The organism is Evtepia sp. (genome assembly GCF_056797215.1).
In genome coordinates, this window is sequence record NZ_JBQILM010000004.1 from 43,701 (window position 1) to 68,341 (window position 24,641).

Annotated in this window: 22 protein-coding genes and 2 riboswitches; of the genes, 5 read left to right on the forward strand and 17 right to left on the reverse strand. The window is 61.1% G+C overall.

Annotated elements, in window-relative coordinates; all coding sequences use genetic code 11:
- The first annotated feature begins 187 nt into the window (after window positions 1–187).
- From ACTOZL_RS01760 to ACTOZL_RS01770, 3 genes are all read left to right on the forward strand, one after another.
- Entirely contained in the window at window positions 188–1,549 is a 1,362-nt protein-coding gene (locus ACTOZL_RS01760) for an ArsB/NhaD family transporter (protein ID WP_482476358.1), read from the forward strand.
- Between the two features lie 326 nt (window positions 1,550–1,875).
- Window positions 1,876–2,637, forward strand: coding sequence for a sporulation transcription factor Spo0A (gene spo0A, locus ACTOZL_RS01765; RefSeq protein ID WP_482476359.1), 762 nt, complete (start codon window positions 1,876–1,878; stop codon window positions 2,635–2,637).
- A 270-nt stretch (window positions 2,638–2,907) separates the two neighbouring features.
- Entirely contained in the window at window positions 2,908–4,275 is a 1,368-nt protein-coding gene (locus ACTOZL_RS01770; RefSeq protein WP_482476360.1) for an ArsB/NhaD family transporter, read from the forward strand.
- A gap of 126 nt (window positions 4,276–4,401) precedes the next feature.
- Here ACTOZL_RS01770 and ACTOZL_RS01775 read toward each other — a convergent pair whose 3' ends face one another.
- The 11 genes from ACTOZL_RS01775 to ACTOZL_RS01825 form a co-directional block, all read right to left on the reverse strand.
- Complete coding sequence (locus ACTOZL_RS01775) at window positions 4,402–5,016, reverse strand: 4Fe-4S binding protein (RefSeq protein WP_482476361.1); 615 nt, start codon at window positions 5,014–5,016, stop codon at window positions 4,402–4,404.
- Window positions 5,013–5,228, reverse strand: a complete 216-nt coding sequence (locus tag ACTOZL_RS01780) for a 4Fe-4S binding protein (RefSeq protein WP_482476362.1) — start codon at window positions 5,226–5,228, stop codon at window positions 5,013–5,015. Before ACTOZL_RS01780 ends, ACTOZL_RS01775 begins: the two co-directional genes overlap by 4 nt.
- A 120-nt stretch (window positions 5,229–5,348) precedes the next feature.
- Window positions 5,349–6,065 carry a Crp/Fnr family transcriptional regulator gene (locus ACTOZL_RS01785; RefSeq protein WP_482476363.1) on the reverse strand — a complete coding sequence of 239 codons (717 nt, stop codon included), beginning with the start codon at window positions 6,063–6,065 and terminating at the stop codon, window positions 5,349–5,351.
- Window positions 6,062–7,429: a dihydrolipoyl dehydrogenase gene (lpdA, locus tag ACTOZL_RS01790; protein WP_482476364.1), complete on the reverse strand. Its 1,368-nt coding sequence runs from the start codon at window positions 7,427–7,429 to the stop codon at window positions 6,062–6,064. Before lpdA ends, ACTOZL_RS01785 begins: the two co-directional genes overlap by 4 nt.
- 3 nt (window positions 7,430–7,432) lie before the next feature.
- A complete protein-coding gene (lplA, locus tag ACTOZL_RS01795; protein WP_482476365.1) occupies window positions 7,433–8,416 on the reverse strand; it encodes a lipoate--protein ligase in 984 nt (327 codons plus the stop codon).
- Window positions 8,417–8,440: 24 nt separating this feature from the next.
- Entirely contained in the window at window positions 8,441–9,877 is a 1,437-nt protein-coding gene (gcvPB, locus tag ACTOZL_RS01800) for an aminomethyl-transferring glycine dehydrogenase subunit GcvPB (RefSeq protein WP_482476366.1), read from the reverse strand.
- Window positions 9,874–11,190 (reverse strand): aminomethyl-transferring glycine dehydrogenase subunit GcvPA, encoded by a 1,317-nt coding sequence (gene gcvPA, locus ACTOZL_RS01805; protein WP_482476367.1) that lies wholly within the window; start codon window positions 11,188–11,190, stop codon window positions 9,874–9,876. The genes gcvPB and gcvPA overlap by 4 nt, the downstream gene beginning before the upstream one ends.
- A 1-nt stretch (window position 11,191) precedes the next feature.
- The gene (gene gcvH, locus ACTOZL_RS01810; RefSeq protein ID WP_482476368.1) at window positions 11,192–11,575 is read right to left on the reverse strand and encodes a glycine cleavage system protein GcvH; all 384 of its coding nucleotides are present in this window, start codon (window positions 11,573–11,575) and stop codon (window positions 11,192–11,194) included.
- Between the two features lie 63 nt (window positions 11,576–11,638).
- On the reverse strand, window positions 11,639–12,727 hold the full coding sequence (gcvT, locus tag ACTOZL_RS01815) for a glycine cleavage system aminomethyltransferase GcvT (RefSeq protein WP_482476369.1): 1,089 nt from the start codon (window positions 12,725–12,727) through the stop codon (window positions 11,639–11,641).
- 88 nt (window positions 12,728–12,815) lie between these two features.
- Window positions 12,816–12,887: riboswitch (glycine riboswitch) on the reverse strand.
- A gap of 3 nt (window positions 12,888–12,890) precedes the next feature.
- A riboswitch (glycine riboswitch) is annotated at window positions 12,891–12,970 on the reverse strand.
- A gap of 147 nt (window positions 12,971–13,117) precedes the next feature.
- Window positions 13,118–16,714, reverse strand: a complete 3,597-nt coding sequence (locus ACTOZL_RS01820; RefSeq protein ID WP_482476370.1) for a leucine-rich repeat protein — start codon at window positions 16,712–16,714, stop codon at window positions 13,118–13,120.
- Window positions 16,662–16,898 (reverse strand): hypothetical protein, encoded by a 237-nt coding sequence (locus tag ACTOZL_RS01825; protein ID WP_482476401.1) that lies wholly within the window; start codon window positions 16,896–16,898, stop codon window positions 16,662–16,664. The genes ACTOZL_RS01820 and ACTOZL_RS01825 overlap by 53 nt, the downstream gene beginning before the upstream one ends.
- 265 nt (window positions 16,899–17,163) lie before the next feature.
- Between ACTOZL_RS01825 and ACTOZL_RS01830 the strand changes: the two genes are divergently transcribed.
- Both ACTOZL_RS01830 and ACTOZL_RS01835 read left to right on the forward strand, forming a co-directional pair.
- Window positions 17,164–18,417, forward strand: coding sequence for a stalk domain-containing protein (locus tag ACTOZL_RS01830; RefSeq protein ID WP_482476371.1), 1,254 nt, complete (start codon window positions 17,164–17,166; stop codon window positions 18,415–18,417).
- Window positions 18,418–18,445: 28 nt separating this feature from the next.
- Window positions 18,446–19,168, forward strand: a complete 723-nt coding sequence (locus ACTOZL_RS01835) for a DUF6198 family protein (RefSeq protein WP_482476372.1) — start codon at window positions 18,446–18,448, stop codon at window positions 19,166–19,168.
- A 51-nt stretch (window positions 19,169–19,219) separates the two neighbouring features.
- Here ACTOZL_RS01835 and thiC read toward each other — a convergent pair whose 3' ends face one another.
- From thiC to ACTOZL_RS01865, 6 genes are read right to left on the reverse strand one after another with little or no spacing between them, the layout of a single operon-like run.
- Window positions 19,220–20,527 (reverse strand): phosphomethylpyrimidine synthase ThiC, encoded by a 1,308-nt coding sequence (thiC, locus tag ACTOZL_RS01840; RefSeq protein WP_482476373.1) that lies wholly within the window; start codon window positions 20,525–20,527, stop codon window positions 19,220–19,222.
- Between the two features lie 16 nt (window positions 20,528–20,543).
- On the reverse strand, window positions 20,544–21,338 hold the full coding sequence (gene thiD / locus ACTOZL_RS01845; RefSeq protein ID WP_482476374.1) for a bifunctional hydroxymethylpyrimidine kinase/phosphomethylpyrimidine kinase: 795 nt from the start codon (window positions 21,336–21,338) through the stop codon (window positions 20,544–20,546).
- Complete coding sequence (gene thiE, locus ACTOZL_RS01850) at window positions 21,335–21,988, reverse strand: thiamine phosphate synthase (RefSeq protein ID WP_482476375.1); 654 nt, start codon at window positions 21,986–21,988, stop codon at window positions 21,335–21,337. The genes thiD and thiE overlap by 4 nt, the downstream gene beginning before the upstream one ends.
- Entirely contained in the window at window positions 21,978–22,592 is a 615-nt protein-coding gene (locus ACTOZL_RS01855) for a thiamine phosphate synthase (RefSeq protein ID WP_482476376.1), read from the reverse strand. The genes thiE and ACTOZL_RS01855 overlap by 11 nt, the downstream gene beginning before the upstream one ends.
- Complete coding sequence (thiH, locus tag ACTOZL_RS01860; protein WP_482476377.1) at window positions 22,585–23,838, reverse strand: 2-iminoacetate synthase ThiH; 1,254 nt, start codon at window positions 23,836–23,838, stop codon at window positions 22,585–22,587. Before thiH ends, ACTOZL_RS01855 begins: the two co-directional genes overlap by 8 nt.
- Window positions 23,839–23,848: 10 nt before the next feature.
- Window positions 23,849–24,622: a thiazole synthase gene (locus ACTOZL_RS01865; protein ID WP_482476378.1), complete on the reverse strand. Its 774-nt coding sequence runs from the start codon at window positions 24,620–24,622 to the stop codon at window positions 23,849–23,851.
- Window positions 24,623–24,641 lie beyond the last annotated feature (19 nt).

Below are 24,641 nucleotides of genomic sequence, written 5' to 3' on the forward strand. Positions count from 1 at the left end.
TAACAGAAGCCCCACACCTCAGGAGCAAAAGTATTTATTACCTATTAAAATATAGAAAGGATTGACATATGACCACTTTCGCTGTATTTTACTCTGGCAGTCAGCCATCGCAGGCCCAACTGCTCCGTTACGCTGCCCGACCGCCCCTCCTGGTGGCCAAGCAATCTTTTTCTTGGAGGTGTGCCCTATGTTTGCACAAATTCTGGCTGTTGCTATTTTCCTGGTGATGTTCATCCTCATCATCGTTGACAAGATAGAGCGCCACATCGTCACCCTTGTCAGTGCTGGCCTAACTCTAGCCTTGGTCTTTGGCGTCTGCATGCACAGTGCTGGCGCTGCCTTAAAGACCTTAAACATCCAACAGATCTTTACCCTGGAATTCTGGTATGAGCCCGTCATGTCCGGGGCCAATTCCAGCGGGGTCAACTGGGCCACCATCGTGTTCATCGCCGGGATGATGATCATGGTGGAGGGTATGGCCAAGGCAGGCTTCTTCCGCTGGATGTGTATGGCCTTTGCCAAGGCGGTCCGCTATCAGGTTATCCCCCTGTTCCTGCTGTTCATGGTCTTGTCCGCGGTGCTTTCCATGTTCATCGCCAGCATCACCGTGATCCTCTTCCTAGCCGCCGTCACCGTAGAGCTGGCCCAGCTCCTGCGCTTTGACCCCATCCCCATGATTCTGGCGGAGGTCTTTTGCGCCAACCTGGGGGGCTCCGCCACCATGTGCGGCGACCCGCCCAACATCATCATCGGCACCTCCCTGGGCTACTCCTTCGGGGATTTCATCCTGAACATCGGCGTCATCGCCGGGGTCTCCCTCATCGCTACCCTCGTCTATTTCTACCTAGTGTACCACAAACAGCTCCGGGCCACCAGCGTCCACCCAGAAGAGCTGACTTCCAGCACCGTCCTGGACCCCAAGGCTGCCATCCAGGATAAGCGTTCCTTCGCCCTGAGCTGGGTGGTGTTCCTGGTGGCCGTGGTTCTGCTGATTACCCACGCCTACACCGGCCTCACCGTGGCCCTCATCGGCACCGTGGTAGCCCTGCTCACCCTCCTCACCTCCTGGCGCCACGCCCTGGACATCCTGAAAGGGGTGGACTACAAGACCCTCCTCTTCTTCGTGGGCCTGTTCATCGTGGTAGGCGGCCTGGAACAGACGGGCATCCTGGAGCTTCTGGCCGCGTTCATCGGCACCATCAGCGGCGGCAGCGCGGTGGCTATCGTCCTCATCATCATGTGGGTCTCCGCCATCGCCAGCGCCTTTGTGGACAACGTCCCCTTCGCCGCCACCATGGTTCCGGTGATCAAGAGCCTGTCCGCCACCACCGGTGCGGACCTGTCCGTGTTGGCCTGGTCCCTCTCCATGGGTACCGACGTAGGCGGCAGCGCCACCCCCATCGGCGCCTCCGCCAACGTGGTGGGTACCTCCGTGGCCTCCAAGGAGGGCTTCTCCATCGGCTGGGGCCGCTATTGCAAGGTCTCCGCCCCCGCCACTGTGGTGGTGCTCCTCATCGCCAGCATTTGTATGATCCTGCGGTACTTCTAAAACCCACGCACCCCTGTCACCGGGGGCCTGCCGGCACATCTGGGCAGGCCCCCGGTGTTTTGCCCAAATATTGTCTGATTTTGTCGAAACTTTTTTCGGCATTCTGGCATTTTATTCCATTTTTGTCTTGTCTTTTCTGTCCCAATGTGGTAAATTATGGATACCGGAAAATTCTGGAAGTTACATACCCCCGAACAGACGCGCACAGGCCAGAAAACGCCCTGCCCTGTGCCCAAACCGTCGGGAGGTACGTCGCTTCCTGACTGACCACGTGACCAACGATAACACACGGAAGGGGCCACCCTTCCAGGGGGGAGACTATACGTATGGAAAGTAAGAAGAAGGTTCTCATCGCCGACGCCAATGAGGCGTTCCGCTCTACACTGGCAGAAGTCATCCGCAACACCGACGGCCTGGAACTGGTAGGCCAGACTGGGGACGGGCAGGAGGCCATCGAGCTGGCCCAAAAGCTCACCCCAGACGTCATGGTGCTGGACCTGGTCCTGGGCCGCATCGACGGCTTCGACGTGCTGGAAGCCGTGAAGCCCCTGCCTGTCAGTACCCTCACCCTCTCCAACTTCGTCCGGGGCTGTATGGCAGACCAGGTGGCCATCAAGGGGGGCGACTACTACATGATGAAGCCCTGCCAGACCATCTCCGTGGCCCAGCGGGTGCAGATGCTGGCCGCCCACCAGCTCTCCGAGGAGGAGGACAGCGGCGTCCCGGCGGACCGGCAGACCTTGGAGTCCAACGTCACCGCCATCATCCACGAGATCGGCGTCCCCGCCCACATCAAGGGCTATCAATACCTCCGGGAGGCTATCATCATGACCGTGGAGGACATGGATGTCATCAACGCCGTCACCAAGGTGCTTTATCCTGAGGTGGCCCAGAAGTTCAACACCACCGCCTCCCGGGTGGAGCGGGCCATCCGCCACGCCATTGAGGTGGCCTGGGACCGGGGCGACCTGGATACCCTGCAAAAATACTTTGGGTTCACGGTGAGTAACTCAAAAGGAAAACCCACAAATTCGGAGTTCATCGCCATGATCGCGGACCGGCTGCAGCTGCAGCGGCGGCAGGGCTAAATACATACCGCCCCCACAGGCGGGCATATCATGTGGCAGGGGTTGTCTAAGTTCCAGGGACCCCTGCTTTTACTTTTCTTCGGCACTTACGAAACCCCATTATGACAAAATTCTTAATGATCTATGCGAAAAACCATAGTTACAAAAGGCGGTGTATTTACTTGACAAACAAGGCCTTTCACGGTATCTTGTATACAAGGACAGTTGAACCACAGAAGCCTTGTTTCGCTGCCTGACCGCCTCCGGTGGCCAGGCCGTCTTTTTCAGGAGGTGTGCCCCTTGCTCGCTCAAACCCTAGCCGTCAGTATTTTCCTGGTCATGTTCCTACTCATCATCCTGGATAAATTCCAGCGGCACACCGTCACGCTGCTGTGCGGTTGTGCCACCCTACTTTTGGTCTTTGGTCTTGCCATGCACAGTGTGCCCGCCGCCCTGGAAACCCTAAACCTGCACCAATTCCTCAGCCTGTCCTTCTGGTATGAGCTGGGCCCCGGCAGCGAGAGCGCCAGCGGCATCAACTGGTCCACCATCCTGTTCATCGCCGGTATGATGATTATGGTGGAGGGCATGGCCAAGGCGGGCTTTTTCCGTTGGATGTGCATGACCTTGGCCAAGGCGGTAAAATACCGCACGGTGCCCATTTTCCTGACGTTTATGGTCATGTCCGCGGTGCTGGCCATGTTCATTGACAGCATCACCGTGATCCTCTTCCTGGCCGCCGTCACGGTAGAGCTAGCCCACCTCCTGGGCTTCGACCCGGTGCCTATGATCCTCTCTGAAATCTTCTGCGCCAACCTGGGGGGCTCCGCCACCATGTGCGGCGACCCGCCCAATATCATCATCGGCACCTCCCTGGGCTACTCCTTCGGGGACTTCATCACCAACACCGGCCTCATCGCCGCCATCGCCCTGGTGGTTACCATCCTTTATTTCTATTTCCGCTTCCATAAGGAGCTGGGGAAAAACGACGGCCAGCAGGCAATCCTAGCCCTCACCTGCCCAGCCCCGCACACTGCCATCACAAACCGGCGGGACTTCGCCCTGAGCTGCGGGATTTTCCTCCTGGCGGTGGTGCTGCTGATTACCCACGCCCAGACCGGCTTCACTGTGGCCCTGATCGGCGTGTTCATCGCCGCCCTCACCCTCATTGCCGCCGGGAAGGACGCCTGGAAGCTCCTGCAAGGCATCGACTATAAGACCCTGCTCTTCTTTATCGGCCTGTTCATTGTGGTGGGCGGCCTGGAAGAGACGGGCATCCTGGAACTCATCGCCGAATGGATCGGTGTTATCAGCGGCGGCAACGCCATCCTCATGGTCTTAATCATTATCTGGGTCTCCGCCGTGGCCAGCGCTTTCGTGGACAACATCCCCTTCGCCGCCACCATGATTCCGGTGATTCGGAGCCTTGCCGTCACCACTGGGGTGGACCTGTCCGTGCTGGCCTGGTCCCTCTCTATGGGCACGGACATCGGCGGCAGCGCCACCCCCATTGGGGCCTCTGCCAACGTGGTGGGCACCTCGGTCTCCGCCAAGGAAGGCCACCCCATCAGCTGGGCCCGCTATTGCCGGACCTCCGTCCCCCCCACCATCATGGTGCTGGCCATCTCGAGCATCTGTATCATCCTGCGCTATTTCTGACCCTCCATATCCTCCCTGTCCACCCCTCCACCTGCTTTTCCAAATGGAAACCGGTGGAGGGGTAAATACATCCCTGACAAACAGCGCCGCCTTGGGAGCCCTCCCAAAGCGGCGCTGTTTTGTCATTCACTCTGTTTTCCCCGCCTCTACCTGAGAAGAAAGCTTTTCTTTGATATGCAGCCGGGCCTTACACATCCCCTGGGTCATGGTACCCATAGGGCAGAACGCACACCAGCTCCTGGGCTTGAACAGGGCCATCAGCACCAGGCCAATGAGCAGAGAGGTGAGCATCAGGCTGTAGAAGCCGAAGCTGTACTGGGCCACCCAGTCGGGCACACCACCGGCAGAATAGGCCCAATGCCAGGGGAGGCGGAAGGACCAAAACAGCTGGACCGCCTGCCGCAGCGAGGCCGCACCGGCCCCCACCAGGTAGGTCTGGAACACCATATTGCCGAACATGGCCATGAAAAACACCAGGAAGCCGTAGCGGAACCAGGTGCTGTACATCCACCTGGGGGTGGGGCGGTTCCGGGACCATTTCAGCCGCGTCCCCAACTTCATGTAGAGCTGCCCCCGGCCACACATGTGGTTGCAGAAAAACTTGTTGCCACCGAAGATGGCGAAGAGCAGGGGCAGGAAGAAGTCCAGCATCCCCAGCCAGGCAAAGAGGATGTTGAAGAAGCCCAGGGAGAAATAGAGGATCGACCAAATCCACAGGTAGTCATACCAATGCTTTTTCATCCCGCAGCCTCCCTTCTAAACACGGAGATACAGCCCACCGGGCAGACCTTCGCGCACTTGCTACAGCCAATACAGCGCTGGCTGTCCACCTGGGCGTAGCAGCCGTGGACAACGGAGAGGGCCTGCCGGGGGCAGACCATGAGACAGGTGCCGCAGGATACACAGACCCGGCTGTCCACCGCGGCACACCTTGGGGATAATTTCCGCTCCAAATCAAACACCGCCTTTTCTGAAACTGCCTTGCATAGAGAGCCAAAACAGTTGAAAACAAATCAGCTTGTTTTCAAGTGCCTTGAGTATACCATCCAAGGCAGGCGGTGTATGTAAGCCGGTCACAAAAGGGCCCGGAGCTTCTCCCGGTCCAAAATCTCCACCTGGCCCCGCTTTACTCGGACAATCCCTTCCCCGGCGAAGTATTTCATCACCTTGGTGACCACCTCCCTGGCGCTGCCGATGTTCCGGGCCAGCTCGTCGTGGGTGATCTTCAAGATCTGCTTGCCCTGGCGAGCCATCTCGTCCCAGAGGAAGATGGCCACCCGACGGTCCACCCCCATGAATAAAATCTGCTGCATGGTCCACATCACGTCGGAAAAGCGCTCCGTGGCCTGCTTGTACATGTACAGACCCACATAGGGGTTGCGCTCCATGATGGGGTGCAGGACGCTGGTGGGAACCACCAGCGTCCGGGCATCCTCCGCCGCGTCGATGAGCAAGTCAAAGGCGATGGTGTCCAACAGGCAGGAGGCGGAGAGCACACAGCTCTCCCCGGTGTGGATGCGAAACAGCGTCACCTCCCGCCCCTCCTCGGAGAGGATGTAGACCCGCAGTGTCCCCGACAGGAGCAGGAGGGCCCCCTTGCAGTCCACATCCGAACGATGGACCCCCACCCCTTTTTCATACGTCATCTCCACGCAGCCCCGGAGGATGGCCTCCTTTTCCTCCGGGGATAGCTGGCCCCAGAAGGGATAGGCGGTGGAAAGCGCCTGTTCCCTGTCCATCCATGGCGCCTGTCCCCGGGCAGGGCCCCCTGCCATTCCCAGCGGCTTCATAGCTGCCGCAACCCCTCAGCCGCGCCGAACAGCATTTCGCTGAAGGTGGGGTGGGGGTGGATAACGGCAGACAGCTCATCCGCCGTAAGGCCCTTCTGGATGGCAAGGGTCAACTCCCCCACCATATCTGTGGCCCGGGGGCAAACCAGCTGGGCCCCCAGCAGCTTCCCGCTGGCGCTGTCTGTGACCAGCTTTACATAGCCGCTCTCTGTGCCCTCGATGAGGCACTTGCCGTTGGCACCAGTGAGATATTTTCCAGTTTTGACGGAAACCCCATCTGCTTTGGCCCTCTCCTCGGTGAGGCCTACGGAGGCGATCTCCGGGTTGGTATAGACACAGCTGGGCACCACGGACATGTCCAGGGGCGGCTGCTTCCCGGCAATCACCGCCACAGTGTTCTCCCCCTGGGCGCTGGCCACATGGGCCAGTTGGATGTTCCGGGCCTTGGCGTCCCCGATGACATAGACATGGGGGACACTGGTGCGGCCATCTGCATCACCCACAATGGCCCCCCGCTCCAAGTCCAGGGAAAAGCCCGGCCCGAACAGGCCGTCCAGGTTGGCCTTTCGTCCGGCGGCAGCCAGAACCCCTTGGGCGCTTACCGTGTGCTCCACGCCCTTCTTGTCGGTGTAGGTAAGCTGCATAGCCCCAGGCGTCCCTTCGATCTTCTGGACGCTGGCCTTGGCCTCCACTGTGACCCCCTGCTTTTTCAAAATCATGGTCAAGCGCTGGGCGATCTCCCTGTCCATGAAAGGTAGGATGTGGTCGGCGGCTTCCAGTACCGTCACCTCACAGCCCAGGCAGCGGTAGAGGGTGGCGCACTCCACCCCCACCACGCCGCCGCCGACGATGACCAGGGAGTCGAAGTTTTGCCCGCCCCCCTCTAGGATGTCCCGGCTGTTCCAGACGCCAGGCAGGTCAATGCCGGGTATGGGAGGATAGGCCACCTGGGAGCCGGTGGCGATGATGATATCCTCCACCTCATAGGTCTCCCCATTGCAGCCAATGACCCCAGCTTTTTCGATCTGGGCCTGGCCGGAGACCACGGTAATCTGATTGGCTTTCATGAGCTTTTCCACCCCGTGGCGCAGGGCGCCCACCACCTCGTCCTTGCGCCGGTGCATGGCGGCAAAGTCATAGGTGATAGCCTGGGCCTGGATGCCCAGGGCCTGGGCGTGGCCCAGGGAGGCATAGGTCTCCGCACTGTGGAGCAGGGCCTTGGTGGGCATGCAGCCCCGGTTCAGGCAGGTCCCTCCCAGCTCCTCTTTCTCAAACAGGACCACCTGGAATCCTGCCTTGACCGCTTTCTCCGCAGCGGTATAGCCCCCAGGGCCGCCGCCGATGATGGCAATATCAAACTTCATGGGTCATTCCTCCATAAGCAATGTCAGGATGCTCTCGATCATATCCTCCCCGGCCCCAGGCAGGGCCAGAAGCCTCTGGCGCACCGCCTCCAACTGCCGGGGACAGCCCCGCAAGGCCTCCGGCACCTGGGTCAAAAATTCCGTCTCCAAGCCATCGGACCACAGGGCCACCTGGCGCAAAACGCCCTCCTCCTGGCTATAGTCCAGCCGCAGGATGCCCCAGGGGAAACAGGCCTCCCGGCTGGTTTCCAAGGGCCGGGTATCCCCGTAGGTCCAAGCCGGGTCGGAAAAGCGGGCGATGCCCTGGGCCAGAGCTTCCCCGTCCAAATCATCCTCAGTGAGGGCTTGCACAGGCAGGCCGTAAACCTGGGCAAAGGCCGCAATCAACGCCTGGCGCAATTCCTCCATGGTCAGCCCAGGATGAAACGCCTGCAAATTTACCACCCGGGCCCGTACCGAAGCGACCCCCTTGGCTTGCAGCTTCAGGGGGGAGACGTTCAAATAGCGCTCCAAGGGGGACAGGTCCACCGACACCATCAGGGTCCCGTGGTGGTAACACTGCTCCCCAGAACGGTAATAGGCGTGGCCGGAAAACTTCCCCCCCTGGACTGTAAGGTCATTGCGCCCGTTCTTCTCCGCAGGGATGCCCAGGGCGCGCACCGCCTGAAGGATGGTCTCCGTCTGCTTCTCCACATCGTAGTCCCGGCGGGCGGTTAAGAAGGTGAAGTTCAAATTCCCCAGGTCGTGATACACCGCCCCACCACCAGACAGACGGCGGACAAGCTGTCCGCCGTCTGCTTCCAGTGCCTGGACGCGGCATTCGTTGGCTGCATGTTGGTTGCGCCCGATGACCACGGTGCGCTGGTTTTGCCACAGGTAGAGGATACATTGCCCGGGCTTCACCTGGTGCAGGAGGTATTCCTCCAAGGCCAGGTTGTGGCGGGGGTCCGTGTTCCGGTTGTCGAGCACATACAAGTTACGAAGCATGCGTGGGCCTCCTATCTCCCCGGCTCACTCTGTAAAGCTGTAGCGCAGGATGGGGTCCCGGGCAGCCGTGACCTCGTCGGGACGGCCGATGGGGCAGTGGTGGGGGGCATGGTGGAGGCTTTCCGGGTCGGCCTTGGCCTCGTCCAGGATATCCAGGAAGGCCTGGGCCGCCTGATCCAAGGTCTCCGGGCTCTCCGTCTCTGTGGGTTCCACCATGAGGGCCTCGTGGACAATCAAGGGGAAGTACATGGTGGGGGGATGGATGCCAAAATCCAGCAGGCGCTTGGCCACGTCCATGGCGGTGACGCCGCTGTCATGGGCCAGGCCTTGGAGGGTCATGACGAACTCGTGCATGCACAGGGTATGGTAGGCCATATCATAGTGGCCCATCAGCTTTTTCATCAGGTAGTTGGCGTTGAGCACCGCCCCGGCGGAGGCCTCGGGGATGCCCTCCTTCCCCAGGGTGATGAGGTAGGCCAGGGCCTTCACCACCACCAGGAAGTTGCCATAAAAGCCCCGGACCTGCCCCATGGTCCGCTGGGGGGTATCAAAGGAATACATCCCGTCTACCGCCTTTACCCTGGGGGCAGGCAGGAAGGGTTCCAGCATGGCCTTGCAGCCCACGGGGCCACTGCCAGGTCCACCGCCGCCGTGGGGGGTGGAGAAGGTCTTGTGGAGGTTCAGGTGGACGCAGTCAAAGCCCATATCCCCGGGGCGGACGTGGCCCATGACGGCGTTGAGGTTAGCCCCGTCGTAGTAGCACAGGCCCCCGGCATCGTGGACAATCTGGGTGATTTCCAGGATATTGGTGTCAAAGAGGCCTACGGTGTTGGGGTTGGTGAGCATCAGGCCGGCGGTGTCGGGGCCTACGGCCTTGCGCAGGGCGTCCAAGTCCACCCCGCCCGCCTCATTGGAGGGCACAGAGACCACCTTGAAGCCCGCCATGGTGGCGGAGGCGGGGTTGGTGCCGTGGGCGGAGTCCGGGACAATAATCTTCGTCCGGGCGGTGTCGCCCTTGGACTGGTGGTATTTGCGGATGAGCAGCAGGCCGGTGTATTCCCCATGGGCCCCGGCGGCAGGCTGGAAGCTCATGGCATCCATGCCGGTGATCTCACACAGCAGCGTTTCCGCCCTGTGGAGCACCTCCAAGGCCCCCTGGACCGTCTCCTGGGGCTGTAGGGGATGGACCTGGGTGAAGCCGGGCAGGGCCGCGGCTTCCTCGTTCACCCGGGGGTTGTATTTCATGGTGCAGGAGCCCAGGGGATAAAAGCCATCGTTGACCCCGTGGGTCTGCTTGGCCAGCTCGGTATAGTGGCGGCCCAAGTCGATCTCGGAAATCTCCGGCAGCCGCGGGGGGGCAGTGCGCAGCAGGCTTTGGTCAAAGTCCACCGCCGGGACATCACAGGCAGGCAGCAGGGTACTGCCCCGGCCGGAACGGCTCCGTTCAAACAACAGTTTCATCTTCCCAGCACCTCCCCAATGACAGCGATGAGCTTATCCATGTCAGCCTTGGTGTTGAGCTCTGTGCAGCACCACAGGACCCCGCCCTCCACCGGCAGGCCCCCCAGGATGCCCTGGGCCTCCAAGGCGGCGCGGAGCTTCTCCGGCTCCACAGGGCTGCTGGTGAGAAATTCATGGAAGAAGGGCTTCTCTCCACTGCGCAGGGCAAAGCCCAGCTTGGCCAATTCCCCAGCCAGGTAATGGGCATGGGCGGCGCAGCTCTCCGCCACCTGGCGCAGGCCCCGGGGGCCCATGGCTGCCAGGTACACCGAGGCGGTCATGGCGCACAAGGCCTCGTTGGAGCAGATGTTGGAGGAGGCCTTCTCCCGGCGGATGTGCTGTTCCCGGGCTTGCAGGGTCAGCACGAAGCAGCGGCGACCCTCCGCGTCGGTGGTCTCCCCGACGATCCGTCCGGGGAGCTTACGCATCATGGCCTGTTTGCAGGCCATAAAGCCCAGATAGGGGCCGCCAAAGGACAGGGGCATCCCCAAGGGTTGGCCCTCGCCTACGGCGATATCCACGCCGTACTCCCCGGGGGTTTTTAAGAGGCCCAGGGAGATGGGGTTCGCCCCCATAATGACCTTGGCCCCCGCCTCATGGGCAGCGGCCACCAAGGCCTCCATATCCTCCAAGACCCCGTAGTAGTTGGGGCTCTGGACATAGACGGCGGCGGTATCTTGGGCCAGCACGGCCTTCAGGGCAGCGGGGTCGGTGGCACAGCCGTCCACAGGCAGGACCGTCACCGGTACCTCCCGGCTCTCACAATAGGTCTGGATCACCGCCAGGGTCTGGGGGTCTGCGGCACCGGAGACAATCACACCGCTGCGCTTGCGCTCCTGGCACATAAAGACAGCCTCAGCGGCGGCCACCGCCCCGTCGTAGACCGAAGCGTTGGAGACGTCCATGCCGGTGAGCTCACAGATCTGGGTCTGGTACTCAAAAATGGACTGCAACACCCCCTGGCTGATCTCCGCCTGGTAGGGGGTGTAGGCGGTGAGAAACTCCTCCTTGTTTGTCACCGTCTTTACGATGGAGGGGATATAGTGGCGGTAAGCCCCGGCGCCCCGGAAAACATGCTGGAACACCCGGTTCTTGCTGGCCATCCCGGCCATTTCCTGGCTGACCTCCAACTCGCTGAGCCCCTCCGGCAGGTCCAGGGCCTTGACCCGGACAGAGGCGGGGACCACATCAAAGAGCTGGTCGGTGGAGGCCAGGCCGATGGCCTGGAGCATGGCTTGCCGTTCTTCCCCTGTGGCGGGAATATAGCTGCCCATCTTACGCCTCCTCTGCGGCCACCACAGCCGCGTAGCCCTCCGCGTCCAAGAGCTCCTCGGTGTCGCTGACATCGCTGACCTGGATCAGCCAAGCTTCATAGGGGGACTCGTTCACCAGGGCGGGGTTGTCCAGCAGGTCCTCATTGACGGCTGTGACGGCCCCGGTGACAGGGGAGAACACGTCAGAGACGGCTTTTACGGACTCCACGTCGGAGAAGGACTCCCCAGCTTTGACGTTGTCCGCCTCCTCCGGCAGGTTGATGAACACAATGTCACCCAGGGCGCTCTGGGCATAGTCGGTGAGGCCAATGGTAAAGACCCCGTTCTCCTCCTTGATCCACTCGTGGGACTTGCTGTACTTCAGTTCGGCGGGAATGTTAGACATGATGGTTTCCTCCATTGCTTCCAATGTTTTTTTGTTTATACTAGTGTACCCCAGGGGTGGGGCTTATTTCCCTCTGGTGTAGAAGGGCAGGGGGATGATCTTGGCCGCCACCTTGCGGCCCCGGACGTCTACCTCCACTTCCGTGCCAGGGGCAGTGTGCTGGGCGTCCACCAGGGCCATGGCAACGGCCTTGCCCAGGTAGGGGCAGTGGGTACCGGAGGTGGTCACGCCGATCTTCTCTCCCCCTGCAAACACCGCCTGCCGCTCCCGGACGATGCCCCGGCCGGTGACTTCCAGGCCGATGCGGACCCGCTGGGGGGCACCGGCGGACACCAAGGCCTCCCTGCCGATGAACTCCGCCTTGTTCAGCTTGACGCCAAAGTCCAGGCCGGCTTCCAAGGGGGTGATGGTCTCGTCCATCTCGTGGCCGTACAGGGGCATGGCGGCTTCCAGGCGGAGGGTATCCCGGGCCCCCAGGCCGCAGGGGATGAGGCCAAATTCCTCGCCGGTCTCCCGCAGGAGCTTCCACAGCTTGGGGGCATTCTCGTTGGAGGTGTAAATCTCATAGCCCAGCTCACCGGTGTAGCCGGTGCGGGAAATCAGGCACTTCATGCCCTGAATCTCCACGTTGGGCAGGGCGGTATAATAGCCCTTGGGCACCTGGTCCTCCGGCAGCAGCTTTTTCAGGATTGCCGGGGCCTTGGGGCCTTGGAGGGCCAACTGGGCCACGGAGTCGGAGATATCCTCACACTTGGTCCCATCCAAGACGTTGGCGGCCATGTGGGCGTAATCCTTCTCCCGGTTGGAGGCGTTGACCACGGCCAAGTAGGCCTCTTCCCCGAACTTGTACACCACCAGGTCGTCGATGGTGCCCCCCTGGGGGTTGCACATCACGCCGTAGCGGACCTTATTCACAGGCATATCGCTGTAATCGTTGGTCAGCAGGTGGTTCAGGCTGGCTAGGGCCGTGGGGCCGGTAAAGAGGATTTCCCCCATGTGGGAGACGTCGAAGAGCCCGGCCTGCTGCCGCACAGCCATGTGCTCCTTGATGACCCCACTGCCGTACTGGACCGGCAGCAGGTAGCCGGCAAAGGGCACGATCTTGCCGCCCTCGGCCACGTGGATGTCATAAAGCGGGGTTTTCCGTTCCATAACGATTCACTCCTTTTCCTTGCAGCATGCAAGTGGTTGGGATAACAAAAACGGAGGCACCATATTTGGCGTATGCCAAATACCGTGCCCCCGTAATTTAACCTGAAAGATTCTCCGCAGGTGCGGATTGCCTCTTCGGTGCGTCCTTCGCTTTCCGGAGTTTCGTCCGAAACCGGTCCTTTTGCCTGAGAGTTTTTGCAGCCCCTTCGGCTCCGCCTGGGCGGGATCTCCCGGTTTCCTCATCCGAATGATATGTGGTTATGGTGCCCGCATTGTGCTGGTCTCCTGACGGGGCGATGCCAGGAGGCAACTTTGTTTCGCCCCTATTATAATAACCAAAATTTCCCCTGTCAATGATTTTTCTGGATCAGGGGGAAATTTTAGGCTCCCTTACTGGGTGATGAGCGATACAAAATTCATCAGCATCTGGGCGACCTCGCCACGGGTGGCGGTACCGCCGGGGTTGAGGCTGCCGCTGTTGTCGCCCTGGATGATACCGGAGCCCACAGCCCAGCCCATGGCCTGGGCGGCCCAAGAGGACACGTCCTCTGCCCCGTCCATGCCATCGTAGCTGCCCAGGGTACCCTGGTTGCCGTGGATGGTCTGGACGTAGCGGTACAGCATCACGGCCATCTCCTGGCGGGTGATGTTGCGCTGGCCGTTGAAGCCGCTGGCATCGCCGGTGACGATGCCCTTGCCTGCTGCCCAGGCGGCCGCGTTGGCGTAATAGCCGTCGGCGGGCACATCATCAAAGCTGACGGAACCGGCGGCGGGGGTGCTCTCCAAGCGGTGGAGCACCGTCACCAGCATGGCCCGGTTCATGGGCTCGTCGGCCTTGAAGCGGTTGCCCTCCATGCCCTGGAACAGGTTGCGGCTGCTGACGAAAGCAATGGAGTTCTTGGCCCAGTGGCCCTCGGTGTCGGAGAAGCTCTTGGCCCTGTCCTCAAACTTCAGGGTGGCGGAGCCGTCCTCCAACAAGACCGCCATCTCGCCGCCGTCCACGGCGGACTTGGGCAGGATGGTTTCGTTGCCCTCGGCGTCCACCAGGACAGCCACGGTGCCGGCGGTGGGCTGGCGCACAGGCAGGTCAACCTTCATGCCGCCATCGAGCGCACCGACGGTGGTGCCGTTGGCCTGGACCTCCACCTTCACGCTGTTGTCCTCATTGACCGCGGCGGCGATGGTGACATTGCCGCTGGTGCCGCCCAGCTGGGCCAAGGTCTCCTTGGGGAGGGTCACGTTGCCCACGGGGGTGTCAACGGTCAGGTTGGCGTCGGTTTTGGCGGCCAATCCGGCCACCGCCGAGGCGGGGATATCGGCCTTGACTTCCCTGACATCGGCACCGGCAGGGACCTCCACCTTCACGGTGACGTTTTCGCTCTCGTTGTCCACCGCGTCGGAAACCAGCTTGTCAGCGGTCTCCTTGTCCACGGTGGCGGAAGCGGTGCCGTCGCTGATGTCGGGGGTCACGGTCTGGGTCACGTCCTCCCCTGTGGCAGGCGGGGGCGTGGGGTCCACGGGAGGCTTGGGGTTGCTGGGCCGGTCGCCACCGCTGGGCGGCGTGGGGGTACTGCCAGCCTTAGGGGTGGCAGTCACTTCGTTGGAGGCCGCACCGGTGCCAACGCTGTTCACCGCCTGCACTGTGAAGCGATATTCCGTGCCGTTGTCCAGGTCGGAAACGGTATAGCTGGTCACATTCCCCACTTCCACGACGCTGCTATTCGCTGTGATTTCGTAGCCAATAATCTCAGCGCCGCCGTTGTCCTCTGGCGCGGTCCACGTCAGGGCTACTTTGCCATCGCCAGGGGTGGCCGTCAGGCCAGTGGGTGCGCCGGGGGCAACAGCAGGGAGGGTATACACCCCGTTGTCAAAATTCGTCCCGGTGCCGGTGGCTACCACTTCGCCGGTATACTCGCTCTCTTTGGCGGGAACCAGCTTGGCGGTGATGGCCTTGCCACGGTCCGAATTTTGGACGGGGTATGTCGCCGCTTCATTGGAAAACACTGCCCCGCTGCGGGTCCAAACAAGTTCCAGGCCCTTGTCTGCGAGGGCATCATACGCAACTTCGCCCTCGGTGTCCGCAATGCTTGCCGTTAGAACGGTGCTGCCCTCTGCCTCGTCTGCGGAAAGTGCCAAGGTGGCAGTCATGGCTTTTTTGCCCACGGTAACGGCATTGCTGGCCAGCTCCTCAGAGTAGTTGGTACCGCCAGTGGCTTTGACTGTGATGACACTCTCATCTGTATCCGCTGTGGTCAGCGTATAAGTCGCCTCTGTTGCGCCTTCAATCTCTTTGCCGTCACGATACCACTGATAGGACAGGGAATCCCCCGCTACCACATTGGCGTTGGCGTGTGCAGTCAGCACGGTTCCTGTCGTGATCTTCCCCTCGCCCCCACTGTCAGAGGCAGAGACCACAAGGCTGCCCGCAAGGGCCCTCGGCTTAATGGTAAAGCTCCCCATTTCCAGGCCGGTGGCTGCCTCGTAAGAGGCTGTGGCTTCGACGTCAATCTTGACGTTGTAAGTGCCGACGCTGGTGGGGGCTGTGGTGGAGCCTTGTTCCTCAGACCCCTGGTAATACTTCACCGTAATGATGCCCACGTCTCCGCTCAAGCTGTCCTTGGGGCGGACGTTGGCCGCTTTCCCGCTGCCGTCGTAGGTCAAATTTGCGGGGGCGGTGTAGTTGAAGTCCTCTTTTGTGAGGGGGACAGGGGTCGGCGGCGTGGGCTGCTCGCCATCGGGGCCGGTGCTGTTGTAGTGTACTGTACTGTTGGAACCTAATTGTGCAATTTTAGAAATGGATGCCCACTGCTCTTGGGTGCCACCAAAGTAGATGTTTGTAAGGGGTGCCGATGCAAAAGCTGCCATCCCTATCTGCTCCGTTACACTGGCCGGGATCGTAAGCGATGCCAAAATGCCGCAAGAGCTAAATGCCTTCTCCCCAATTTTGCTGACCCCATCGGGAATGGTCAGATTGGTAAGAAGTAAGCAGTTCAGAAACATCTCGTCACCAATACAGTCCATCTTCTGCGGGAGGGTTACGCTGACCAGTCTCTGGCATCTCATGAACGTCTGGTTCCCCATCGTTACTTGATTCCCACTGGGTGCAAACGCTACACTTTTCATATTCGTACATTCAGAAAAGGCCGCGTTTCCCACAGCTATAATGCTGGCAGGCAAATTAACAGCAGTTAGTTGTGTGCATCCAGAAAAGGCACTGTCTCCTATGGTCTCAACTCCATTGGGAAGAGAAAGCGAAACAATTTGGGATTCCCGGAAAGCACTCCCCCTTATCTCTTTGATACTGCCAGGAAAGGAGATACTATAGGTCGGACACTTCCGAAACGCGTTGTTCCCTATGGTGGTAACACCATCCTCAATCACAACTTTCAGGATTTTATCCGTGTAATCGTTCCAGGGGCGGTCAGATATGATATCAGACCCAGAACTTCCAAACGTGAAATCCGGCATTTTCCCGGTGCCAGAAATCGTAAGTGTTCCCGCTTTCGTCAACTCCCATTGTAATTGGCTATTGGGAATACCCCCCTTACTATTTTCATCCATAGGTTTGTCAGCTTCAGGATCGTCTGTGGGGGTATACCCTTTAGGATAACGGGTAATAAAATGATCCGCTGCGATGACCTCATCCTTCGACATTCCTCGGCCCCAGTGAATTGTGCCACTGTAGTTGCCCTCGGCAACGATCACACTGTCGCCTACAACCTGAAGCACAATAACAGTGTGCGCATCGCCATTCACCCTCAGAATATCTCCAACTCGTACATCTTCAAACTTGAAACTGCCCTTAGATAGCATCCTAGCCGGCAACTCATTGAATACCGCGTCACTAAGGATATAAGCAAAGGCCACACAACCTGCACCGGTTTCTGCTATCACTGCGCCGGTTTCTCCGTTTCCCCCCTTCCATTTGTATTCGTTAGCGTTCGTCCACGTCATACCTTCTGGATAGTTTTCCTTCAAATTTTCCATGATCTGAGTGGCTTGCGATGCGGTGGGGATAGAGAACGCCCCTTCTCGGGCTGACGGCCCCCCCGCCGCTGGGGCGGCTGCGGCTGCCGGTATGGTAGAGACCAGCAGGCACACGGCCAAAAGAAATGCGAATGTTTTTTTCACCAAATGGATAACCCCCTATCGTTGGATTGCAGATTGCCATCTTAGGCCATCCTGTCGCCCCGGCCAATGGCTGCACCTGTAAATCTTGTATCGGCAGTTTTCACGCTTCCTATAAGTATCCTGTGCTACTTTTTTCCAAGCTATCCCGTCTCCCTTCCCCCAGCCTCCCGGGATTTGTTTCCACACAAGCCTTGATGATTCCCCCCGCCTATGCTATAATCAAGGCAAGACAACGGCCACCCCTGGGCGGTCTTTCTTTTTACATCTTACCTCACCACAAGCACGGACAGAAGGAGACAGGCCCCATGAAAAAGCGCCGGAAGAACCACCGCAAGGCGATGAAAGCAAAGCCCTGGCTCATCCTCCTGGTGGTGGCTGCGGCCATCGTCCTGGGGAACTACGCCACCAGGATAGACCCCGCCCTCCGGGTGACCATCGACGGCCAGGCTGTCCCCTACACCGCCGCCACCGGCGAACCCTTCCTGGATGGCATCGGCCGGACCCAAGTGCCCTGCCGGGCCACCATGGAGGCCTTTGGCTGCACCGTCACCTGGGAGGAGAGCAGCCAAACCGCCACAGTACAGAAAGACGGCACCACCGTCCGGGTGCCCATGGGCCAGCACTACCTTCTCGTCAACGGCCAGGAGGTGTTTATGGACACCACCGCCGTGGTGCTGGACGGCCTGGCTTACCTGCCCATCCGCCCGGTGCTGGAAGCCTTTGGGGCCCAGGTGCTGTGGGACGGGGAGAACTACCAGGTAAACGTCATCTCCAACACAGAGCACCTCCTCCAAGTCCACTTCATCGACGTAGGCCAGGGGGATGCTACCCTCATCGACTGCGGGGAAATTGAAGTCCTCATCGACGGCGGCGACAACAAGGCCGGCCCCATTGTGGTGGAATACCTGCGGCCCTATGTGGACGGGAAGCTGGACTACATCATCGCCACCCACCCTGACACCGACCACATCGGCGGCCTGGACGACGTGCTGGACGCCTACGAGGTGGGGGAGGTCATTGACAGCGGCAAACGTGCCTCCTCCAAAACCTACCAGGACTACTTCTCCGCCGTCCAGACCGAGCCGGGCTGTACCTTCTCCTACGATGAGGACCGGGTGATCCCCCTGGGCCCCGGCACCGCCCTCACCGTCCTGGAAACCGGCGACGATTGGTCCAGCGTCAACGACAGCAGTGTGGTGGCGCAGCTGGCCTGCGGCAGCGTACAAATCCTCTTCACCGGGGACATCTCCCAGCGGGTGGAGCAGGACTGCCTGCACCTCTTCCAGGATATCGACGTGCTAAAGGTAGGCCACCACGGCTCCTCTAGCTCCTCCTGCCAGGACTTCCTGGATGTGATCCAGCCGGAGTACGCCGTGGCCTCCTATAAGGTGGGCAACTCCTACCACCACCCCACCGCCTCCGCCCTCCAACGGCTGATGGATCGGGGTACCACAGTCTATGGCACCGGCAAGAGCGGCACCATCATCCTCAGCACCGACGGCCGCACCTACAGCTTCAACACCGACCAAGCCCTCACCCTGGCAGACGCGGGGGCATAAGCTAACCCCAGAGGAAAGGAGGGATACCATGGAACACCGCCGCAGCTTCCCCGCCGAGGCGGCTTACGTGGCCGGCATTGTCCTGCTGGCCTTTGGCACCGCCCTGATGACCGTGGCGGACCTGGGGCTCTCCATGGTGGTGGCCCCGGCCTATCTGCTGCACCTGAAGCTGGCAGAGTTCTGGCCTGCCATCACCTTTGGGCGGGCAGAATATATCGTCCAAGTCCTGCTGCTGCTGGGGCTGTGCGCAGCCCTGCGGAAGTTCCGCCCGTATTTCCTCTTCTCCTTTTTCTCCGCCATATTCTATGGGGCAATCTTGGACCTCTTCCTATTGATTCCCTTCCCTTCCCTGGCCCTGCCCGGTCGGATCGCCTTTTTCGTCATTGGGGCCCTGCTGTGCGCCCTGGGGGTCTCCTTCGTGCTGCATACCTATCTGGCCCCGGAGGTCTACGAGCTGGTGGTCAAGGAGGTCTCCGCCGCCCGGAACCTCCCCAGCAGCCGGGTCAAGACCATCACCGATTGCAGTTACCTGACCATCGCCGTGGTCATGTCCTTCACCTTCTTCGGCTTTGGGCACTTCCAGGGAATCGGCATCGGCACCATCCCCTACGCCCTGTGCGCAGGGACCATCGTGGGGCTGTACAACCGGGCCTTGGACCACTGCTTTGTGTTCAAAACCCTCTTCCCCTCTCTGGAAAAATTCTTCCTTCCCCCCCCACACCAGGGCGCGGGTACGGACAAATCCACATAAAATACAAACGGCACAGGAGGCGGATCCCTCCCGTGCCGTTTTCTATTCCCATTATAAAATGTCGATATGCTCCCCACTGAGGGCCTTGTTCATGCTGCGCACCGCACAGAACTTGCCGCACATGGAGCAGGTGTCGTCGTGCTCCGGGGCCCGTTCCTTGCGGATGGCCTTTGCCGTCTCCGGGTCCAGGGCGCAGGCCCATTGGCCCTCCCAGTCCAGATTCCGGCGGGCGTCCCCCATCTTATCGTCCATCTCTCGGGCCCCCCGGACCCCCTTGGCGATGTCCGCCGCGTGGGCAGCGATGCGGCTGGCAATGATGCCCTGCTTCACGTCCTCCACATTGGGCAGGGCCAAATGCTCCGCCGGGGTGACGTAGCACAGGAAAGCCGCGCCGTTCATGGCCGCGATGGCCCCACCGATGGCGGCGGTGATGTGGTCGTAGCCGGGGGCGATGTCTGTCACCAGAGGCCCCAGGACGTAGAAGGGGGCCCCCATGCAAATGGTCTGCTGAACCTTCATGTTGGCAGCCACCTGGTCCATGGGCACATGGCCGGGGCCCTCCACCATCACCTGCACGTCCCGGGCCCAAGCCCGCTTGGTGAGCTCTCCCAGGCGCACCAGCTCTTCGATCTGGCACACGTCGGTGGCGTCGGCCAGGCAGCCGGGGCGGCAGGCATCCCCCAGGGAGATGGTCACGTCGTACTCCCGGCAGATTTCCAAAATCTCGTCGTAGTATTCATAAAAGGGATTTTCCTCCCCGGTCATGCACATCCAGGCAAACACCAGGGAACCGCCCCGGGAGACAATGTTCATCTTCCGCTTGTGGGTGCGGATCTGGTCAATGGTCTTGCGGGTGATGCCGCAGTGGAGGGTAACGAAGTCCACCCCCTCCTGGGCGTGGAGGCGGACCACGTCGAGGAAGTCCTGGGCCGTGAGGGTGTCCAGGTCCCGCTGGTAGTGGATGACGCTGTCATACACCGGCACGGTGCCAATCATGGCGGTACACTCGCTGGTGAGCTTTTTCCGAAAGGGGCTGGTGTCCCCGTGGCTGGACAGGTCCATAATGGCCTCCGCCCCCAGCTTCACGGCGGCGTTCACCTTCTCCATCTCCACGTCGTAGTCCTTGCAGTCCTTAGAAACCCCCAGGTTCACGTTAATCTTGGTGCGCAGCATGGAGCCGATGCCCTCGGGGTTCAGGCAGCGGTGGTTCTTGTTGGCGGGGATGGCCACCTTGCCGCTGGCCACCAGGGGCAGCAATTCCTCCACCGTCATGCGCTCTTTCTTGGCGACGGCCTCCAACTCCGGCGTGACGATGCCCCGGCGGGCCGCGTCCATCTGCGTGGCGTAGTTGCGTTCCATACTCGTATCTCCTTCGTCAATCTGCCTGCTTTCGCAGGATGTAGGCATGGTCCAAGGGCCCGTGGCCTGCCCCCAGGTCCAGCATGGCAGCCAGGGCCCCGGAAAGGTAGTCCTTGGCCCCTTGGATGGCAGCGGACAAGTCCAGGCCCAGGGCCAAGTTGGCGGCAATGGCGCTGGACAGGGTACAGCCGGTGCCATGGGTGTTGGGGTTGTGGATGCGGCGGCCAGGGAACCACTGGGGCCCCTCTCCTGTGTACAGCAGGTCGTTGGCATCGTTCACCGCATGCCCCCCCTTGCACAGCACCCCACAGCCGTAGGCCTCATAAATCCTCTTCCCCGCAGCCTCCATATCCTCTGGGCTGCGGACGGGCATTCCGGCCAATATCTCCGCCTCCGGGACGTTGGGGGTCACCAACACCGCCAGGGGCAGGAGTTCCCGCCGTAAGGTCTCCACTGCCTCCGGCGCCATCAGCCGCGCCCCGCTGGTGGACACCATCACCGGGTCCACCACCACTTGTGGGGCATGGTAGTCCCGGAGGCTCCGGGCGATGGTCTCCATCAGGGGCGCGGAGGCCACCATGCCGATCTTCACCGCGTCAGGGGGGATATCGGAAAACACCGCCTCCAACTGCTGGCGGACAAATTCCGGGGGCACTTCGTGGATGCCAAAGACCCCGGCGGTATTCTGGGCGGTGAGGGCGGTAATGACGCTCATCCCGTACACCCCATGGAGGGTCATCGTCTTTAAGTCCGCCTGGATGCCGGCCCCGCCGCTGGGGTCGCTGCCGGCAATGGACAGGGCAGTTTTCATCCTTCCCCTCCCCCTTCCATCATCTTCTCTACCGCCTGTCTCAGGTCCCGGGCAGCGGCCTGGATCTCCTCCGCGCCAAAGAGGGCGGAGACCACCGCCACCCCTTCGATCCCGCTGCCCCGAAGCTCTGCCACCCGGGGCGCTGTGATGCCCCCAATGGCTACGGCGGGGAGGGAAACTGCGGCACAAATCTCCTTGAGCTGCTCCTTGGTGATCCCAAGGGCCGCCTGCTTGGTGGGGGAAGGATACACCGCCCCCACCCCCAGATAATCCGCCCCCGCAGCCTGGGCCCCTCGGGCCTGCTGGACGGTCTTGGCGGTGGCCCCAATGATAAATTCCGGGCCCACCCGCTTTCTAATCTCCGCCACAGGGACGTCCTCCGCCCCCACGTGGACCCCGTCCGCCCCGCTTTCCAGGGCCACGTCCACATTGTCGTTGACAATCAGCGGCACCTGGTACTTGTGGCACAGGGCTTTGACCTGACGGGCTTCTTCCAAAAATTCCGCCTGGGTCAATTCCTTCTCCCGGAGCTGGACCAGGGTGACGCCCCCTTGCAAGGCCGCCTCAACCTGCTCCAATAGCGTCTGCCTGCCCACCCAGCCGCGGTCTGTCACCGCATACAGCCGCAGGCAGTGCTTGTCAAAGGGCATGGTACTCCCCCGCTTTCTGCAAACTTTTCCAATAGGCCGCCACATCCCCGCAGGCCATGGGGCCGGACATCAAACAGGCCCCCGCAGCCCCCGCCTGGCGCACAGCGGCCAGGTTTTCCGCTCCAATGCCGCCAATGGCGTACACCGGCAGGTCTACCCAGGCGCAGACCTCCCTGAGGAAGTCCAAGCCCCGGCCTGGTAGGCCCTTCTTGCTGTCTGTGTCAAAAATATGGCCTGCTGTGATATAGCTGCAGCCCAAGGCCTGGGCCTCCCTCGCGTCCTCCACCGAGTGGCAGGAGGCCCCCAGGATGGGAAACCCACTGCGTACCCCCTCCCCCATCTGCCGCAGCACCGGCAAGGGGGCGTGGAACGCCGTTGCCTGCAGCTCCAACGCCACAGCGGCGAAGTTGTGAAGGATGCAAGCTGTCCCGTATCTTTGGCACACCGCCTGTACCTGCCGGGCCAGGGTTTGATATGCCTCCGGGGACAAGTCCTTCTCCCGCAGGAGGATACCCGAAGCCCCTGCCGCTGCCAGGGCCTCCACCCGTTGGAGGAACTCTCCCCGGCACAGGCGGCGGTTGGTCACACACAGCAGCTTAAACATAGAGGTAATCGTTGAGCACCGGCTGCAAGCCCTCCTGCTCCATGTCCCGGTACATCCGGGAAAAGCTGCGGCCGTCGTTGATCTCGAACTGTTCGTCCCCCTGCTCCCCGTCCCCTTCCACGCCGGTGTACTTGCTCTCGTGGTCCCCAATGCCTGTGGAGACCCCGGCGGAAACCTTGGTGGCGGCGATCTTCACGATGCCGTCCCGGAAGGCTGCGCTCTCCCGAGAGGAGACGGTGATGCCCACGTAGGGCAGGAAGATGCGGTAGGCGCACAAAATCTGGCACAACTGCCGCTCCCCCACGTCCTGGGGGCCGATCTTGTGGTTGTTGAGGATGGGCCGCAGCCGGGGACAGGAGAGGGACAGCTCCGCCTGGGGGTATTGGCGCTGAAGGTAGTACACATGCAGGGCACTGGCCAGGGCGTCTTTTCGGAAGTCCGACAGCCCCAGCAAGGCAGAACAGGCCACCCCACGCATCCCCCCCCGGAGGGCCCGCTCCTGGGCCTCGAAGCGGTAGGGCCACACCCGCTTGCGGCCTTGGAGGTGGAGCTTCTCGTATTTGTCCGGGTCATAGGTCTCCTGGAACACCGTCACGTAGTCCGCGCCGCATTCGTGGAGGTACCGGTATTCCGCTGTATTCACCGGGTAGATTTCCAGCCCCACCATGCGGAAATACTTCCGGGCCAGGCGGCAGGCCTCGCCGATGTATTCCACATCGCTGCGGGCCCTGCTCTCCCCGGTGAGAATGAGAATCTCCTCCATGCCGCTCTGGGCAATGACCTCCATCTCATGCTCGATCTGCTCCATGGTGAGCTTCATGCGTTTGATATGGTTGTAGCAGTTGAAGCCGCAATAGACGCAGTAGTTCTCGCAATAGTTGGCGATATACAGGGGGGTGAAGAGATAGACGGTGTTGCCGAAGTGGCGGCTGGTTTCCAGCCGGGCCCGTTGGGCCATCTCCTCCAAAAAGGGCTCCGCAGCCGGGGACAGCAGGGCCTTGAAGTCCTCCAAGGAACAGCGTTCATGGTCCAGGGCCCCCCGGACATCCTGCGCCGTATAGCCCTTGGCGTCAAAGCCCTTCACCTGTTCCATCACCGCGTCCCGGATGTTGGAGTCAATTTGCTCCATGTCAGGCAGGTATTCCATGTGGCTTGCCCGGGCGGCGGGGTCGGTCTCCAAGCGGTGCTTCTTTTCCAGCGCCCCCTGGGGCAGGCTTTGGTTCTCTACAAAAAATTGATTCCCCATATCCCACCTCTCAATCGTGGAGGAAGCCGGTAAGGGGGTCGGAGGCAGAGGCCCCACGGGTGAGCACCCGGCCCAAGCCCGACAGATAGGCCTTGCGCCCAGCCTCAATGGCCTGGCGGAAGGCAGCAGCCATCAGGGGCAGGTCCCCGGCGGTGGCCAGGGCGGTGTTGGCCATGATGGCCGCCGCCCCCATCTCCATGGCCTCGCAGGCCTGGGAGGGACGGCCGATGCCTGCGTCCACAATGATGGGCAGGTCGATCTCGTCGATTAAAATCTGGATAAAATCCCTGGTGGCCAGGCCCTTGTTGGAGCCAATGGGGGCCCCCAGGGGCATGATGGCCGCCGCTCCGGCGTCCACCAGGTCCCGGGCCACGTTCAGGTCTGGGTACATATAGGGCAGGACCACAAACCCCTCCTTGGCCAAGGTTTCCGTGGCCCGGATGGTCTCCGCGTTGTCCGGCAGGAGGTATTTGGCGTCCCGCATGATCTCGATCTTGACAAAATCCCCGCAGCCCAATTCACGGGCCAGGCGGGCAATGCGCACCGCCTCCTGGGCGTTCCGGGCCCCGGAGGTGTTGGGCAGCAGGGTCACCCCCTGGGGGATATAGTCCAGGATGCTCTCCTCCTGCTTGGTGTTGGCCCGGCGCAGGGCCAAGGTGATGATCTCCGCCCCGGCGTCCCGCACCGCCGCCTCAATGAGGCCCAGGGAGTATTTCCCCGAGCCCAAAATGAAGCGGGAGGTAAATTCATGGCCGCCGATGACCAGCTTATCTGTTGTGTTCATGCTTCTCCTTCCCCGTAAT